Raw genomic sequence first — 13,334 nt, forward strand, 5'->3', positions numbered from 1 at the left:
CGGGGCGCGGCGATGACCCCGGTCGTGCTGCACGCGCAGGGATTGAGCAAGGCCTATGCCGGCGTCGCGGCGCTGGAGGACGTGGCGCTGTGCCTGCGCGGCGGCGAGATCCATGCGCTGATGGGCCAGAACGGCGCCGGCAAATCGACCCTGATCAAGCTGCTGACCGGGGTGGTGGCCGCCGACGCCGGGCGCATCGCGCTGGGCGGCGAGGCCGTCGCGCCGGGCTCGCCGCTGCAGGCGCAGCAACTGGGCATCAGCACGGTCTACCAGGAAGTGAACCTGTGCGCGAACCTGTCGGTGGCCGAGAACCTCTTCGCCGGCCGCTATCCACTGACGGGCTGGCCGCGGCGCATCCACTGGCGCCGGGTCGAGCGCGAGGCGCGCGAGGGCCTGCAGCGCCTGGGCGTGGACATCGACGTGCGCCGCGCGCTGTCGGCCTATCCGGTGGCGGTGCAGCAGATGGTGGCGATCGCGCGCGCGCTGAGCGTGTCGGCGCGGGTGCTGATCCTGGACGAACCCACCTCCAGCCTGGACGGGAGCGAGGTCGCCGAGTTGTTCCGGGTCATGCGCGGCCTGCGCGCGCAGGGCCTGGCGATCCTGTTCGTGACCCACTTCCTCGACCAGGTGTACGCGGTGTCCGACCGCATCAGCGTATTGCGCAACGGTCGCCTGGTCGGCGAGTACCTGGCCGCGGACCTGCCGGCGCCGCGGCTGATCGCAGCGATGGTCGGACGCGAACTCGACGTGGCCGCGGCGGCGGCGGCGGCGGTGGACGCCGCGCCGCCCGAAGACGCGCCGGTGCTGCTGCAGGCGCAGGGCCTGGGCCGGCGCGGCCAGCTGCATCCGCTGGACCTGCAACTGCGCCGCGGCCAGGTGCTGGGCCTGGCCGGCCTGCTCGGCGCCGGCCGCACCGAACTGGCGCGGCTGCTGTTCGGCCTGGACCGCGCCGATGGCGGCCGCATCTGCATCGACGGGCAGGCGGTGACGCTGCTCGGCCCGCCCGACGCGATCGGCCACGGCCTGGCGCTGTGCCCGGAAGAGCGCAAGACCGAGGGCATCGTCGCCGAGCTGTCGGTGCGCGAGAACATCGTGCTGGCGCTGCAGGCGCGCATGGGCCTGCGCCGGTTCCTGCCGCTGGCCGAGCAGCTGCGCCTCGCGCAGGGCTACGTGGACGCGCTGGACATCAAGACCGCCAGCGTGGAGACGCCGGTGGGCCTGCTGTCCGGCGGCAACCAGCAGAAAGTGGTGCTGGCGCGCTGGCTGGCGACGCAGCCGCGGCTGCTGATCCTCGACGAACCCACCCGCGGCATCGACATCGCCGCCAAACAGGACATCATGACCCGGATCCTGACGCTGGCCCGCGAGGGCATGGCGGTGCTGTTCATTTCCGCCGAAGTGGCCGAGATCGCGCGCATCGCCGACCGCATCGCGGTGCTGCGCGAACGCCGCCTGGTGGGCGAACTGCCCGGCGGCTGCGGCGAGCGCGCGGTGTTCGAACTGATCGCCGGGAGCGCGGCGGCATGAGCGCGGCGGCCACGCCTGCGCCGAGCGCGCCGCGGCTGCCGGCGCGCCTGCTCGCCCACCCGCTGTTCTGGCCGCTGGCCACGCTGGCGCTGCTGCTGCTCGGCAACGGCCTGTGGAATCCCGGCTTCCTGGCGCTGCAATGGCGCGACGGGCACCTGTACGGCAATCTGGTGGACATCGGCAACCGCGCCGCGCCGCTGGCGCTGGTGGCGCTGGGCATGACCCTGGTGATCGCGGTGCGCGGGCTGGACATCTCGGTCGGCGCGGTGGTGGCGATCGCCGCCACGGTGGCGGCGTGGATGATCGGCGGCGGCGCGCACAGCCGCTTCCCGCTGTGGGCGGTGATCGCCGCGCCGCTGCTGGTCGCGGCCGCGTGCGGACTGTGGAACGGGCTGCTGGTGGTCAAGGTCGGCATGCAGCCGATCATCGCCACGCTGATCCTGATGGTGGCCGGGCGTGGCGTGGCCCAGCTGATCGGCGACGGCCAGATCCTGACCATCTACTCCCGGCCGTACTTCTACCTGGGCAACGGCTACCTGCTCGGCCTGCCGTTCGCGCTGTTCGTGGTCGCGGCGGTGTTCGTGGCCTTGCAGCTGCTGCTCGGGCGCACCGCGCTGGGCCTGTTCGTGCGCGCGATCGGGCACAACCCGCGCGCGGCGCGCGTGGCCGGGATCAAGGCGCGGCGGATCGCGGTGCTGCTGTACGTGTTCTGCGCGTTCAGCGCCGGCCTGGCCGGTCTGCTGATCAGTTCCAACGTCAAGAGCGCCGACGCCAACAACGCCGGCCAGTTGATGGAGCTGGACGCGATCCTGGCGGTCACCCTGGGCGGCACGCTGCTCGACGGCGGCCGCTTCAGCCTGGCCGGCAGCCTGATCGGCGCGCTGATCATCCAGACCCTGACCGCCACGATCTACGCGATCGGCGTACCGGCGCAGGTCACCATGCTGATCAAGGCGCTGCTGGTGTTCGCGGTGATGCTGCTGCAATCGCCGCGGTTCCGCGCCAGCGTGCGCGGCTGGGTGCGGCGTGCGCCCGTCGGAGCGGGGCGATGAGCGCGGCCGGGGCGCCGGTCCAGCGCGCACGCGGCCTGCGCGGCGTCGGCGCGCGGCTGCATGGCGCGCGCCTGCCGCTGGCGATCACCGTGGCCCTGTTCGCGGCCATGGCCGGCGCCGGCGGCGTGCTCTACGACGGCTTCCTGTCGCCGCAGGTGTTCGCCAACCTGCTGATCGACAATGCCTTCCTGTGCATCGCCGCGGTTGGCATGAGCTTGGTGATCCTCAGCGGCGGCATCGACCTGTCGGTGGGCGCGGTGATCGCCTTCACCACAGTGCTGTCGGCCTCGCTGGTGCAGCGCCACGGCTGGTCGCCCCTGGCGGTGATCCCGCTGGTGCTGCTGCTCGGGGCGCTGTTCGGCGCGTTCATGGGCATGCTGATCCAGCGCTACCGGCTGCAGCCGTTCGTGGTGACCCTGGCCGGCATGTTCCTGGCGCGCGGCGCCAGCTATCTGATCAGCGTCGACTCGATCCCGATCGACGCGCCGCTGTACGTGGCCATCGCCCAGTTCCGGGTGCCGATCGGCGCCGGCGCCTCGCTGTCGATCGGCGCGCTGATCGCGCTGGCCACGGTGGCGCTGGGCATGTGGCTGGCGCACTGCACGCGTTTTGGCCGCGGCGTGTACGCCCTGGGCGGCAGCGAGGCCTCGGCGCGGCTGATGGGCCTGCCGGTGGCCGCCCTCCAGATCAAGGTCTACGCCTTCAGCGGCGGCTGTTCGGCGCTGGCCGGGGTGGTGTGCACGTTCTACATGCTGTCCGGCTACAGCCTGCACGCGCTGGGCCTGGAACTGGACGCGATCGCCGCGGTGGTGATCGGCGGCACCCTGCTGGCCGGCGGCAGCGGCTACGTGATCGGCACCTTGTTCGGGGTGCTGATCCTGGGCGTGATCCAGACCCTGATCGTGTTCGACGGCACGCTCAGCGCGTGGTGGACGCGCATCGTGATCGGCGCGCTGCTGCTGCTGTTCTGCCTGCTGCAGCGGCTGTTGACCCGGCGCCCTCGGACCACCGGAGAGCACGCATGAGCGGACATCCGAACCCATGCGGGCACCTGCGCGCGGCGCGCGTTCCTGCACTACGGCGGCGCCTCGCTGGCCGCGCTGGGCCTGCTGGCGCAGGGCGAGGCGCTGGGCGCCGCGGCGCCGGCGGCGGCGCCGGAACCGGCCAGGCGGCAGCCGGCGCTGCAGTTGCGCGAGCAGCCGTTCGCGCTGGGCCAGGTGCAATTGCTCGACGGTCCGTTCCTGCAGGCGCGTGAGCGCGACCGCCGCTACCTGATGTCGATCCCCAACGATCGCCTTTTGCACAACTTCCGCCTGGCCGCGGGCCTGGACTCGCAGGCCGAGCCGCTGGGCGGCTGGGAATCGCCGCATTGCGAACTGCGCGGGCATTTCGCCGGCGGCCATTACCTGTCCGCCTGCGCATTGCTGTACGCCGCCACCAGCGATGCCGCATTGAAGGACAAGGCCGACGCGCTGGTCGCCGAACTGGCGCGCTGCCAGCGCGCGGACGGCTACCTGAGCGCGTATCCGTCCTCGTTCTACGACCGGCTTGGCCGCGGCGAGGAGGTGTGGGTGCCGCTCTACACCGCGCACAAGATCCTGGCCGGGCACCTGGACATGGCCCGCCATGCCGGCAACGCGCAGGCGCTGCGCAGCGCGCAGCGCTTCGCCGACTGGCTGGGCGCGTGGATGGACGGCTTCGACGACGCGCAGTGGCAGCGCATCCTCGGCGTGGAGTTCGGCGGCGTGCACGAGTCGCTGCTGGAGCTGTACCTGCTCACTGGCGATGCCAGGTACCGGCGCTGGGCCGCGCGCTACGAGCATGCCTCGCTGCTGGAACCGCTGGCGCAGCAGCGCGACGCGTTGGCCGGTCTGCACGCCAATACCCAGATCCCGAAGATCGTCGCCGCCGCGCGCGCCTACGAGATCGACGGCGACCCGCGCCAGCGCGACATCGCCAGCTTCTTCTGGCGCACGGTCAGCGGCCACCACGCCTACTGCACCGGTGGCACCAGCGACTACGAACTGTTCGGCAAGCCGGACCACTTCGCCGGGCGCCTGAGCGGGCACAGCCACGAGTGTTGCTGCAGCTACAACATGCTCAAGCTGACCCGGCACCTGTACACCTGGCAGCCGGACGCGGCGCTGATGGACTACTACGAGCGCGTGCTGTTCAACGCGCGCCTGGGCACCCAGGACGAAGCCGGCATGCTGATGTACTTCGTGCCGATGGATGCCGGCTACTGGAAGCTCTACAACACGCCGTACGCCTCGTTCTGGTGCTGCACCGGCACCGGCGTGGAGGAGTTCGCCAAGAGCAACGACAGCATCTATTTCCGAGACGCCGCCGGCCTCACCGTCAACCTGTTCATCGCCTCGCAGCTGGACTGGGCCGAGCGCGGCCTGCGCGTCGTGCAGCGCACCCGCTTCCCGCAGCAGGAAGGCACCGCGCTGGAGTTCCAGTGCAAGCGCGCGCAACGGATGACGCTGCGCCTGCGCATCCCGTACTGGGCCACCCAGGGCGTGCGCCTGCGCATCAACGGCAAGGCGCAGGCGGTGCAGGCGACGCCAGGCAGCTACCTGGCGCTGGAACGCCGCTTCGCCGACGGCGACCGCATCGAACTGGACCTGCCGATGGCACTGCATGCCGCGCCGTTGCCGGACGAACCCAGCCTGCAGGCGATGATGTACGGCCCGCTGGTGCTGGCCGCGCAGCTGGGCAGCGACGGCATCGATCCGGCGCAGCTGCACGTGTCCGACCAGCGCCCGTCGTTCAACAGGATCGTCGGCCGCCAGCTGCCGGCGGTGTATTTCGCGCCGGACCAGCTGTGGGCGCGCCAGCGCGAGGGCCAGGCCCAGGTGTTCGAGGCCGACGGCATCCAAGGCCCGATCACCCTGGTGCCGTTCTACCGCATCGCCCACGAGCGGTATGCCGTCTATTGTCGAGCGAGGCCCGTATGGGAAAAGAATCCGCAATTCTGAGCCGCCGGCGTCGCGCGTCGGCCGCGATCGTGGCGGCCTGTGCGCTGTTGTTGTGCGCGCTGCCGGCGCTGGCCGCCGAGCACATGGTCGGCGAGGTGGCCAGCCCGGATGCGACGCTGCGCGCGCAGCTGAGCGTGGACACGGCCGGCACCGCGCACTAGGCTGCGCGACGGGCGCGAGGTGCTGCTGCGCTCGCGGTTGGGCCTGGTGCGCGACGATGCCGATTTCTCCAAGGGCCTGCGCCTGCTCGCCGTGTCGCCGGTCGAGGCGGTGCGCGATCGCTACGAGCTGCTCACCGGCAAGCGGCGCATCAACGAGTACCGCGCCAACCGCCGCGTGTTCTCCTGGGGCGGCGCCGACGGCGAACGCCTGCAGATCCAATTCCAGGTCTCCAACGACGGCGTCGCGCTCCGCTACGCTTTCCCGCAGCGCGACGTGACGATCCGCCGACTGCGCGAAGACGCCACCACGTTCCGCTTCGCCGCCGCCACGCGCGCCTGGCTGCAGCCGAGGTCGCAGGCGCAGACCGGGTTCGCCAGGACCAATCCGTCCCACGAGGAGTATTACCTGCAGGACATCGCGGTGGGCACGCCGTCGCCGCTCGCCGCCGGCTGGGTGTATCCGGCCCTGTTCCGCCACGCTGCGGACTGGGTCCTGCTCAGCGAAGGCGCGCTCGGCCGCGGCCATGCCGGCAGCCGCCTGCGCGAGGTCGCCGCCGCGCCCGGCGAATATGCGAGCGGCATGCCCGATCCGCGCGAAGTGCTGCCCGGCGGCGCGGCCAATCCGCACTTCGCGCTGCCGTGGCGCTCGCCGTGGCGCATCGTCGCGGTCGGCAGCCTGAAGACCATCGCCGAGTCCACGCTCGCCACCGACCTGGCCGATCCGCCCGCGGCCGCGCCGGTCGCGCCACCGCAGCCGCAGCCGGGCAAGGCATCGTGGAGCTGGCCGCTGCTCGGCGACGGCGCCACCATCTTCGAGGTGCAGAAGCGCTACAGACTTCGCCGCGCGCATGGGCTGGCGTTACACCTTGATCCACGCCCTGTGGGACACGCAGATCGGCGAGGACAGGATGCGCGAGCTGATCGACTACGCGCGCGGCAAGCGGGTCGCGATCCTGCTCTGGTACAACTCGGCCGGCAGCTGGAACGATGCGCCGCAGACTCCGCGCGGGCGCATGCTGACCCACGCCAGCCACATTCGCGAGTTCGAGCGGCTCAAGGCGATGGGCGTGGCCGGGCTGAAGATCGACTTCTTCGGCGGCGACGGGCAGTCGATGATCGGCTACTACCTGGACATCCTGCAGGACGCCGCGCCGTACGGCCTGCTGCTCAACTTCCATGGCCCCCTTGCCGCGCGGCTGGCAACGTACCTGGCCCGACCTGATGACGATGGAGGCGGTGCGCGGCCTGGAATTTGACACCTCCGAGCAGGCCAACGCCGACCAGGTGCCGGCGCATGCGGCGATGCTGCCGTTCGCGCGCAACGGTTCGACCCGATGGACTTCACCCCGCTGGCCCTGGTCAAGCTCAACGACAAGGTGCAACGCCGCACCACGCCGGGGTTCGAGCTGGCCGAGACGGTGCTGTTCGTGTCCGGCATCGAGCATTACGCCGAGACGCCCGAGAATCTGGAAAAGGCCGCGCCGCAGGTGCGCGCGCTGCTGCGCGAACTGCCCTCGGCGTGGGACGACAGCCGCTATGTGGACGGCTATCCCGGGCGCTTGGCGGTGTTTGCGCGGCGCGGCGGCGCGCGCTGGTACGTGGCCGGCATCAACGCCGACGCGCAGCCGCGCACGCTGCGGCTCGATCTCCGCGAGCTCGGCGTCGGCGCGCGCCTGATCGTCGATGGCGACGGCCCGCTGGGCCTGGCCAGCCGCCGCATCGCCATGGGGCCGCCGCAGAGCGTCGAAGTGGCATTGCCGGCGCGCAGCGGCTTCGTGCTGCAGTTCGACTGAGCGTGCCTGCTCCTGCCGCGCGCAGGGACGGGCACGGCCGCAGCAGCGCCTGCCGATGCCGGTGGCGAGGATTGCCTGGGATGGGATGCCGCAGCGTCGGCTCAGGCTGACGCTGCGCCGTTGCATCGCTGGCAGCACGGTCGCACTTGCACGCATCGGCGTCGCAGGTGCGGATGCGGCAGCATAGAATTGGCGCGCGCGACAGGAGCGCTGCCATGCTGAAGATCTGGGGCCGACACAATTCGAGCAACGTGCGCAAGGTGCTGTGGTGCGCCGAGGAAATCGGCGTGGCCTGCGAATCGATCGAGGCCGGCGGCGCGTTCGGCAAGACCGACGATCCGCACTACCGGGCGATGAATCCCAACGGCCTGGTGCCGGCCATCGAGGACCGCGACGGCCTGGCGCTGTGGGAATCCAACGCCATCGTGCGCTACCTGGCCGCGCGCTATGCGCCGGGCACGCTGTACCTTGAAGATCCGGTGTAGGAGTCAACTGTCATGCAGAAGCGAGCGTAGGAGGCGCGTAGTCGCTCGATCGCGCGCGATGGCCTTGAGCCACCGCAGGTATTTGTGCAGGCACGCGACGATGGCGACTTTGGTGGGTTTGCCTGCGGCAATCAGGCGAGCGGCTCCGGGTGGCCTCGGGCCATCAGCCGCGACAGGAACTCACCGGCAAGCCCGCCATCGCCACGCTCCCTTCATGATCAGCTTGGTGCAGGCACGGCCCCCGAAAGGCACTTGCCACGGCGCATGCACCGTCGACGCCACCAGCCGCACCACCAGGATGCAGCACAACGCGGTCGGCATCGCCAGCCGGTAGGCGCCGAGCACACGCTGCAGATAGTCCCCGCCGAGCCCGGCATTGGCCGCGGTGATCACCAGGCACATCAGCACGGCCATGATCGCGGCCATGTAGAAGGCGAACACGAACGGGGTGGCGCGTACCCCCAGCTTCAGGCGGCGCGGCGATGTCGCAATCCTGCATGGGCGATGCCTCGGTGGTCGTTGCCGGCCGGACGGCTCGGGAGGCGGTACGTTAGCAAGCCGATCGCAGGGCCAGGAGGCGCGTGCGGCTTGCGACTTTGTAAACGGTAACTTACGAATGCATCGCGTATACCGGCTTGCGTAGTGAACATCCTCCAGTCCATCCGCAGTTTCATCCACACCGCCGAGGCCGGCAGCGGCGCCGGCGGCGCCAGGACCTTGGGCGTGAGCAGGGCGGCGGTGAGCCAGAACATCGCGCGGCTGGAGGCGCACCTGGGCGTGCGCCTGCTCAACCGCACCACGCGCAGCCTGGCGTCGACCGAGCGCGGCGCGCTGTACCTGGAGCAGGTGCGGCAGGTGGAACTGGACCTGGAGCGCGCGCGGCAATCGGTCGCCGGCCCGCAGGCGGCGCCGGAAGGGCGCCTGCGCGTGGCCAGCACCGCCGCGTTCGGCCGGCACGTGCTGGCGCCGTTGCTGCCGTTGCTGCCGGCGCTGGCGGCGCTGGCGGCGCGGTATCCGCGCCTGTCGATCGAGCTGCTGAGCGCCGATCAGCGCGTCGCGTCGATCACGGGCAAGAGGGCGTGGACGTCGGCATCCGCATCCGCATCGAACCGCAGCTGCACGACGGCCTGGTCGCGCGCTGCATCGCCGCGGTGCCGTTCGTGTTCTGTGCCGCGCCGGGGTACCTGGCGCGTGCCGGCACGCCGACCACGCCGGAGCAATTGAAGGGCCACGCCTGCCTGCCGCCGGCATGCGCGTCTCCCGGCGTAGGCTGCGTTCGCCGCGCTATGATCTGCCGCCGGCCACGGCCGGCACCGCATCGTGCGCGGCGGCGTGGCGCATCACCCAGTTGAACAGCGGCGTGGCCATCAGCGTGGACACGATCGCCATCAGCACCAGGATCGAGAACAGGCCCTGCTCGATGACCCCGGCCTGCAGGCCGATGTTGATGATGATCAGCTCCATCAATCCGCGTGCGTTCATCAGCGCGCCGATCGCCATCGCGTCGCGGTTGTTCTCGCCGCTGGCGCGTGCCGCGGCCCAGCAGGCGATGCCCTTGCCCAGGAACGAGGCCAGCAGGATCGCGCCGGCGGCGAGCAGGATCTGCGGATCCAGCAGCACGCTGAGCTGGGTCTTGAGCCCGGAGAAGGTGAAGAACATCGGCAGCAGGAACACCACAACGAACGGCTGCAGCTGCTCGCGCAGCTTCTCGGTCAGCGCGCCCTTGGGCAGGCAGGCGCCGAGCAGGAAGCCGCCGAACACCGCATGGATGCCGATCGCGTCCATCGCCCAGGCGCTGAGGCAGAACAGCATCAGCACCACCGCCAGCACGCTGGCGCTGAGCGGCTGGTCGGGGCGCACGTGGTCGGCCAGGCGCCGCAGCCAATGGCGGCCGACCAGCAGCATGAACAGCGCATAGCCCACGCCGCCGCCGATCGCCAGGTAGGCGCTGCTCCAGCTGCCGCCGAAGCTGGCCAGCACGATGGCCAGGATGCACCAGGCCGCAGCGTCGTCCACCGCGCCGGCGGTGAGCGCCAGGGTGCCGAGCGGACTGCCGGTGAGGCCGCGCTCGTGGATGATCCGCGCCAGCATCGGGAAGGCGGTGATGGCGATGGCCGCGCCCAGGAACAGCGAGGCTTCCAGGGTCTTGGCCTTGGCCGAGAACAGGCCCGGCGTGTGCAGCAGCCACGGCACCAGCGCGAAGGCGAGCACGAACGGCACCGCGATGCCGGCCAGCGACACGCTCATCGCGCTGCGGTAGCGCGCACGGAAATGGTCGCCGCGGAAGTCGGTGCCGACCAGGAACATGTACAGGCCCACGCCGAACTGCGCGACCACGGACAGCATGTCCAGGGTCTGCCTGGGAAACAGCGCCTGCTGCACGTCCGGCAGCAGCCAGCCGAACAGCGACGGCCCCAGCGCCACGCCGGCGATCATCTCGCCCACCACCTGCGGCTGGCCCACGCGCTTGGCGAGCAGGCCGACCAGCCGGCATATCAGCAGGATCGCCGCCGCCTGCAGAAAGAAATACACCGACATCTGCGGGGTGGTCATGGGCGCGCATCCTTGATATGTCGGCCGATGATAGGAGCGTGGCGCGGAGAAATCCACGCAGGCCGGCGCCCGGCGCGCGCGGCGGCAGGACTTTCGGCACTGACCGCCGTGCGCCGGATGCAGGGCTATGCGTGCCGGCGCGCCCGGCCATGCCGGCCAAACAGCGCGCCACCACTTGATTGCACGGGAGGGAGCGATGAGCCAGGCATGGATGCGGCGGCAATGGCTGGGCCTGTCCGGCGGTGTGCTGCTGGCGGGGCTGCTGCCCGGCACGGCCACGGCGGGCGGCGCCACGGCACCCGCTGCGAAGGACGTGACCAAGAACGCCTCGGGCGCGACCGACGCCGAGGCGCTGCACCGGCGCGCGCTGGTGCTCGACGTCAACACCCTGGCCTGGATCGGCCAGCTGGCCTCCGACGACGACAGCGACGAGCGGTTGCGCCAGGTGCGCGATTGCGGCGTGACCGCGCTGAAGACCACGCTGGGCGGCGCCGACGGCGACTTCGAGGCGGCGGTAAAGGACATTGCCGCCGCACAGGCGCTGGTCGGGAACTATCCCAGCGCTTCCTGAAAGTGCTGCAGCACGACGATCTGCAGCCGGCCAAGCGCGAAGGCCGGATCGCGCTGATCTTCTCCTTCGAATCGGCGACGATGCTGGAGGACAGGCCCGAGCGCATCGACCTGTTGCGCCAGCTCGGCGTGCGCGTGATGCAGCTGTCCCTACCATGCCTCGCCGTTCGGCACCGGCTGTCTGGACGGCGATGCCGGCGGCGTCACCGCGCTCGGGCGCGAGGCGATCGCGTGCATGAACCGGCTCGGCGTGGCGCTGGACCCGAGCCATGCCAATGCGCAGACCACGCGCGAGGGCATCGCGCTGTCGCAGCGCCCGCCGGTCTTCACCCATGCCGGCTACAGCGCGGTGTTCGCGCATCCGCGCAACAAGCTCGACCGCGACATGCGCGCGCTGGCCGACAAGGGCGGAATGACGGGCATCTACATGCTGCCGTTCCTGATCGAGGACAGCCGCCAGCCGCAGCTGGCCGACTACCTGCGGCACATGCGGCATGCGCTGGACGTGCGCGGCGAGGGCCATGTCGGCATCGGCACCGATTCGATGTTCTTCACGGTCACCGAGCAGGACGTGCACGAGATGGACCTGCACATGCAGCAGCGCCGCCGCGACGGCGTCGGCGCGCCCGGCGAGAACCGCACCCCGTGCCTGCCCGACGTCGACACCGTGCGCAAGCTCGAACGCGTGGCCGACGGCCTGCTGCGCCACGGTGACGGCGCACGGGTGATCGAGAAGGTGCTGGGGCTGAACTTCGACCGGGTATTCGGCGCGATCTGGGCCGCCTGACGCACGCCGCGGCAACGCCGGCGAGCGGCCCGGCCGCGTCGTTGCATGCGCCGCGCCGAAGTGTTCCAGCGGCGCGGCGCCGGACGCATTGACCCGCTTGCGGCGCCGGTCCAGACGTGCGTCCTCGTCCACCGTAGCGCCTGCTCTCCCATGTCGCACGCATCGCTGCTGACATTGCCGAACCACGCCCTGCGCGGCAGCGCGGGCCGGGTGCGCCTGCCTGGCGGGATGGACCGGGCCGAGCCGTAGCGCTCCGCCGCCGCCGATCCGCCGCCGCCGCCGAGCACCCGATGGGTGCTTTTTTTATGGTTCTTCACCCAAGTCCGGGGAAGGCCGCCCTGATCTTGGGGAAGAAGGAGTGATCATCGCGGTGGCCATAGGCGATGCGCTTGATGACCTTGATCTTGTTGTGGACGCCCTCGACCAGATGGGTGCCCAGAGGCCAGCGACAGTGCGCCAGGATGCCCAGCAGGTACGGCTCCAGCCGGCCGACGAAGACCTTCAGTGGCTCCAGGCCGCTGCGCAGGACACGAGGTTTCCAGCTCTTCCAGATCTTGCGCGCCCACGCCTGGCTGCGGCAGCGCCATCGCTGCTTGAGGTCGTCCTTGAGCAGGTAGACCGCCAGCAAGGCGCGGTTGGCTGCCAGCAGTGCGTCCAGGCCAGCCCGACCCAACGCGCCGCCTGCACGGTCGAGGTCGCCGTGCACAGCCGCGCCACGTTGTCGGCCAGCCGGCGCGTCGGGCCGGCGTGCCGATCCAGCCAATCCAGGCGCTCCGAACGCGGCCCGCCGCCCATGCAGGCCAGGCGCCACCGCGGTACCCGTCATTCCACCGCATGCTCGAACACCGGCAGGTCGCGGAGACCACGCACGCTGCAATCGTGGATCGCGCTGACCACCTCGTGGCAACCCGAGCAACGATGCGCGGCATCGGCCTGCGGCACCAGATCCAGGATCCATCCACGGCCGTTACCCCGCTGCTCCTACCGCCAACCCGACACCCCATCCCCCTCCCCGCCACCCAATGGCGCAATACCATCCCCGGCAGCCTAGCGGCTGTAGCAGGCGCGCGATTTCTATCGGCGGCCGCAGAACCTGGACGGGCGGCTGACGCCGTCCTTCGCCCATGCGGTCAAGACCGAACTCGCCTGCGCCGAGCGCGAGAGCATCTGCCGCCTCGACCAGGACCGGTGGACCAACGCGCAGGACGGCGCGACATCGAGGGCGCGCCACGCTTCACCCTGGTGTCGGGCGGATCCTTGGCCACCGTGCTTGAGGTGCGGATGGACTATCGGCTGGCGCTCGGTGGCGCGGGCACGGTGAAGATCGAACTGCAGCGCCGCGGCAACGGCTGCTGGGCGGTCAGCGACCTGATCTCGCCGGCCGGCGAATCGCTGTTTGCGCGGCTGTCCGACTCGCAGGAGTAA

14 protein-coding genes and 4 pseudogenes are annotated in these 13,334 nt (G+C 70.9%); 14 read left to right on the forward strand and 4 right to left on the reverse strand.

Annotated features, from left to right (window positions below; translation table 11 throughout):
- Positions 1-12: 12 nt before the first annotated feature.
- The 9 genes and pseudogenes from G4Q83_RS06380 to G4Q83_RS06405 form a co-directional block, all read left to right on the forward strand.
- Positions 13-1,527 (forward strand): sugar ABC transporter ATP-binding protein, encoded by a 1,515-nt coding sequence (locus tag G4Q83_RS06380; RefSeq protein ID WP_185817290.1) that lies wholly within the window; start codon positions 13-15, stop codon positions 1,525-1,527.
- Complete coding sequence (locus G4Q83_RS06385) at positions 1,524-2,579, forward strand: ABC transporter permease (protein WP_185817291.1); 1,056 nt, start codon at positions 1,524-1,526, stop codon at positions 2,577-2,579. The genes G4Q83_RS06380 and G4Q83_RS06385 overlap by 4 nt, the downstream gene beginning before the upstream one ends.
- Positions 2,576-3,604 carry a galactofuranose ABC transporter, permease protein YjfF gene (gene yjfF / locus G4Q83_RS06390; protein ID WP_185817355.1) on the forward strand — a complete coding sequence of 343 codons (1,029 nt, stop codon included), beginning with the start codon at positions 2,576-2,578 and terminating at the stop codon, positions 3,602-3,604. The genes G4Q83_RS06385 and yjfF overlap by 4 nt, the downstream gene beginning before the upstream one ends.
- Positions 3,605-3,766: 162 nt before the next feature.
- Positions 3,767-5,560, forward strand: coding sequence for a glycoside hydrolase family 127 protein (locus G4Q83_RS06395; RefSeq protein ID WP_246432296.1), 1,794 nt, complete (start codon positions 3,767-3,769; stop codon positions 5,558-5,560).
- A 29-nt stretch (positions 5,561-5,589) separates the two neighbouring features.
- The gene (locus tag G4Q83_RS24035; protein ID WP_281401994.1) at positions 5,590-5,721 is read left to right on the forward strand and encodes a hypothetical protein; all 132 of its coding nucleotides are present in this window, start codon (positions 5,590-5,592) and stop codon (positions 5,719-5,721) included.
- Positions 5,722-5,767: 46 nt separating this feature from the next.
- Positions 5,768-6,385: pseudogene (locus G4Q83_RS23060) on the forward strand (glycoside hydrolase family 97 N-terminal domain-containing protein); the annotation flags it as partial.
- 202 nt (positions 6,386-6,587) lie between these two features.
- Entirely contained in the window at positions 6,588-6,977 is a 390-nt protein-coding gene (locus G4Q83_RS23065; protein ID WP_484632462.1) for a glycoside hydrolase family 97 catalytic domain-containing protein, read from the forward strand.
- A 78-nt stretch (positions 6,978-7,055) separates the two neighbouring features.
- Complete coding sequence (locus G4Q83_RS23070) at positions 7,056-7,514, forward strand: glycoside hydrolase family 97 C-terminal domain-containing protein (RefSeq protein ID WP_246432297.1); 459 nt, start codon at positions 7,056-7,058, stop codon at positions 7,512-7,514.
- Between the two features lie 215 nt (positions 7,515-7,729).
- Positions 7,730-7,993, forward strand: a pseudogene (locus tag G4Q83_RS06405) (glutathione S-transferase N-terminal domain-containing protein); the annotation flags it as partial.
- Between the two features lie 186 nt (positions 7,994-8,179).
- Here the strand turns inward: G4Q83_RS06405 and G4Q83_RS24965 are convergent.
- Positions 8,180-8,677, reverse strand: coding sequence for a DUF2798 domain-containing protein (locus G4Q83_RS24965; RefSeq protein ID WP_484632464.1), 498 nt, complete (start codon positions 8,675-8,677; stop codon positions 8,180-8,182).
- On the opposite strand from G4Q83_RS24965, the pseudogene G4Q83_RS24225 reads away from it, so the two are divergent.
- A pseudogene (locus G4Q83_RS24225) lies at positions 8,642-9,240 on the forward strand (LysR family transcriptional regulator); the annotation flags it as partial. The gene G4Q83_RS24965 and the pseudogene G4Q83_RS24225 overlap by 36 nt on opposite strands.
- A gap of 43 nt (positions 9,241-9,283) precedes the next feature.
- On the opposite strand, the gene G4Q83_RS06420 reads toward G4Q83_RS24225, so the two are convergent.
- The gene (locus tag G4Q83_RS06420) at positions 9,284-10,552 is read right to left on the reverse strand and encodes a cation:proton antiporter (RefSeq protein ID WP_128421667.1); all 1,269 of its coding nucleotides are present in this window, start codon (positions 10,550-10,552) and stop codon (positions 9,284-9,286) included.
- Positions 10,553-10,748: 196 nt separating this feature from the next.
- Here G4Q83_RS06420 and G4Q83_RS23085 point away from each other — a divergent pair, with 196 nt between their 5' ends.
- The 3 genes and pseudogenes from G4Q83_RS23085 (at position 10,749) to G4Q83_RS06425 (ending at position 11,909) form a co-directional block, all read left to right on the forward strand.
- A complete protein-coding gene (locus G4Q83_RS23085; RefSeq protein WP_246432299.1) occupies positions 10,749-11,123 on the forward strand; it encodes a hypothetical protein in 375 nt (124 codons plus the stop codon).
- A 2-nt stretch (positions 11,124-11,125) separates the two neighbouring features.
- Positions 11,126-11,212, forward strand: a pseudogene (locus G4Q83_RS24040) (hypothetical protein); the annotation flags it as partial.
- A 91-nt stretch (positions 11,213-11,303) separates the two neighbouring features.
- Positions 11,304-11,909, forward strand: coding sequence for a dipeptidase (locus tag G4Q83_RS06425; RefSeq protein ID WP_281402005.1), 606 nt, complete (start codon positions 11,304-11,306; stop codon positions 11,907-11,909).
- A 313-nt stretch (positions 11,910-12,222) separates the two neighbouring features.
- On the opposite strand, the gene G4Q83_RS06430 is transcribed toward G4Q83_RS06425, so the two are convergent.
- Complete coding sequence (locus G4Q83_RS06430; protein ID WP_425509768.1) at positions 12,223-12,522, reverse strand: transposase; 300 nt, start codon at positions 12,520-12,522, stop codon at positions 12,223-12,225.
- Positions 12,411-12,704 carry a helix-turn-helix domain-containing protein gene (locus G4Q83_RS24495; protein ID WP_128422014.1) on the reverse strand — a complete coding sequence of 98 codons (294 nt, stop codon included), beginning with the start codon at positions 12,702-12,704 and terminating at the stop codon, positions 12,411-12,413. The genes G4Q83_RS06430 and G4Q83_RS24495 overlap by 112 nt, the downstream gene beginning before the upstream one ends.
- 393 nt (positions 12,705-13,097) lie before the next feature.
- On the opposite strand from G4Q83_RS24495, the gene G4Q83_RS23090 reads away from it, so the two are divergent.
- Positions 13,098-13,334 (forward strand): hypothetical protein, encoded by a 237-nt coding sequence (locus G4Q83_RS23090; protein WP_246432300.1) that lies wholly within the window; start codon positions 13,098-13,100, stop codon positions 13,332-13,334.

Origin of the sequence: Xanthomonas theicola (assembly GCF_014236795.1) — a bacterium.
GTDB classification, from domain to species: domain Bacteria; phylum Pseudomonadota; class Gammaproteobacteria; order Xanthomonadales; family Xanthomonadaceae; genus Xanthomonas_A; species Xanthomonas_A theicola.

Excerpts from the sequence above, each read along its gene's own strand:
- G4Q83_RS06380 (WP_185817290.1), top strand. The coding sequence starts at position 13 with ATGACCCCGGTCGTGCTGCACGCGCAGGGATTGAGCAAGGCCTATGCC.
- G4Q83_RS06385 (WP_185817291.1), top strand. The coding sequence starts at position 1,524 with ATGAGCGCGGCGGCCACGCCTGCGCCGAGCGCGCCGCGGCTGCCGGCG.
- yjfF (WP_185817355.1), top strand. The coding sequence starts at position 2,576 with ATGAGCGCGGCCGGGGCGCCGGTCCAGCGCGCACGCGGCCTGCGCGGC.
- G4Q83_RS23070 (WP_246432297.1), top strand. The coding sequence starts at position 7,056 with ATGGACTTCACCCCGCTGGCCCTGGTCAAGCTCAACGACAAGGTGCAA.
- G4Q83_RS06420 (WP_128421667.1), bottom strand. The coding sequence starts at position 10,552 with ATGACCACCCCGCAGATGTCGGTGTATTTCTTTCTGCAGGCGGCGGCG.
- G4Q83_RS23085 (WP_246432299.1), top strand. The coding sequence starts at position 10,749 with ATGAGCCAGGCATGGATGCGGCGGCAATGGCTGGGCCTGTCCGGCGGT.
- G4Q83_RS24495 (WP_128422014.1), bottom strand. The coding sequence starts at position 12,704 with ATGGGCGGCGGGCCGCGTTCGGAGCGCCTGGATTGGCTGGATCGGCAC.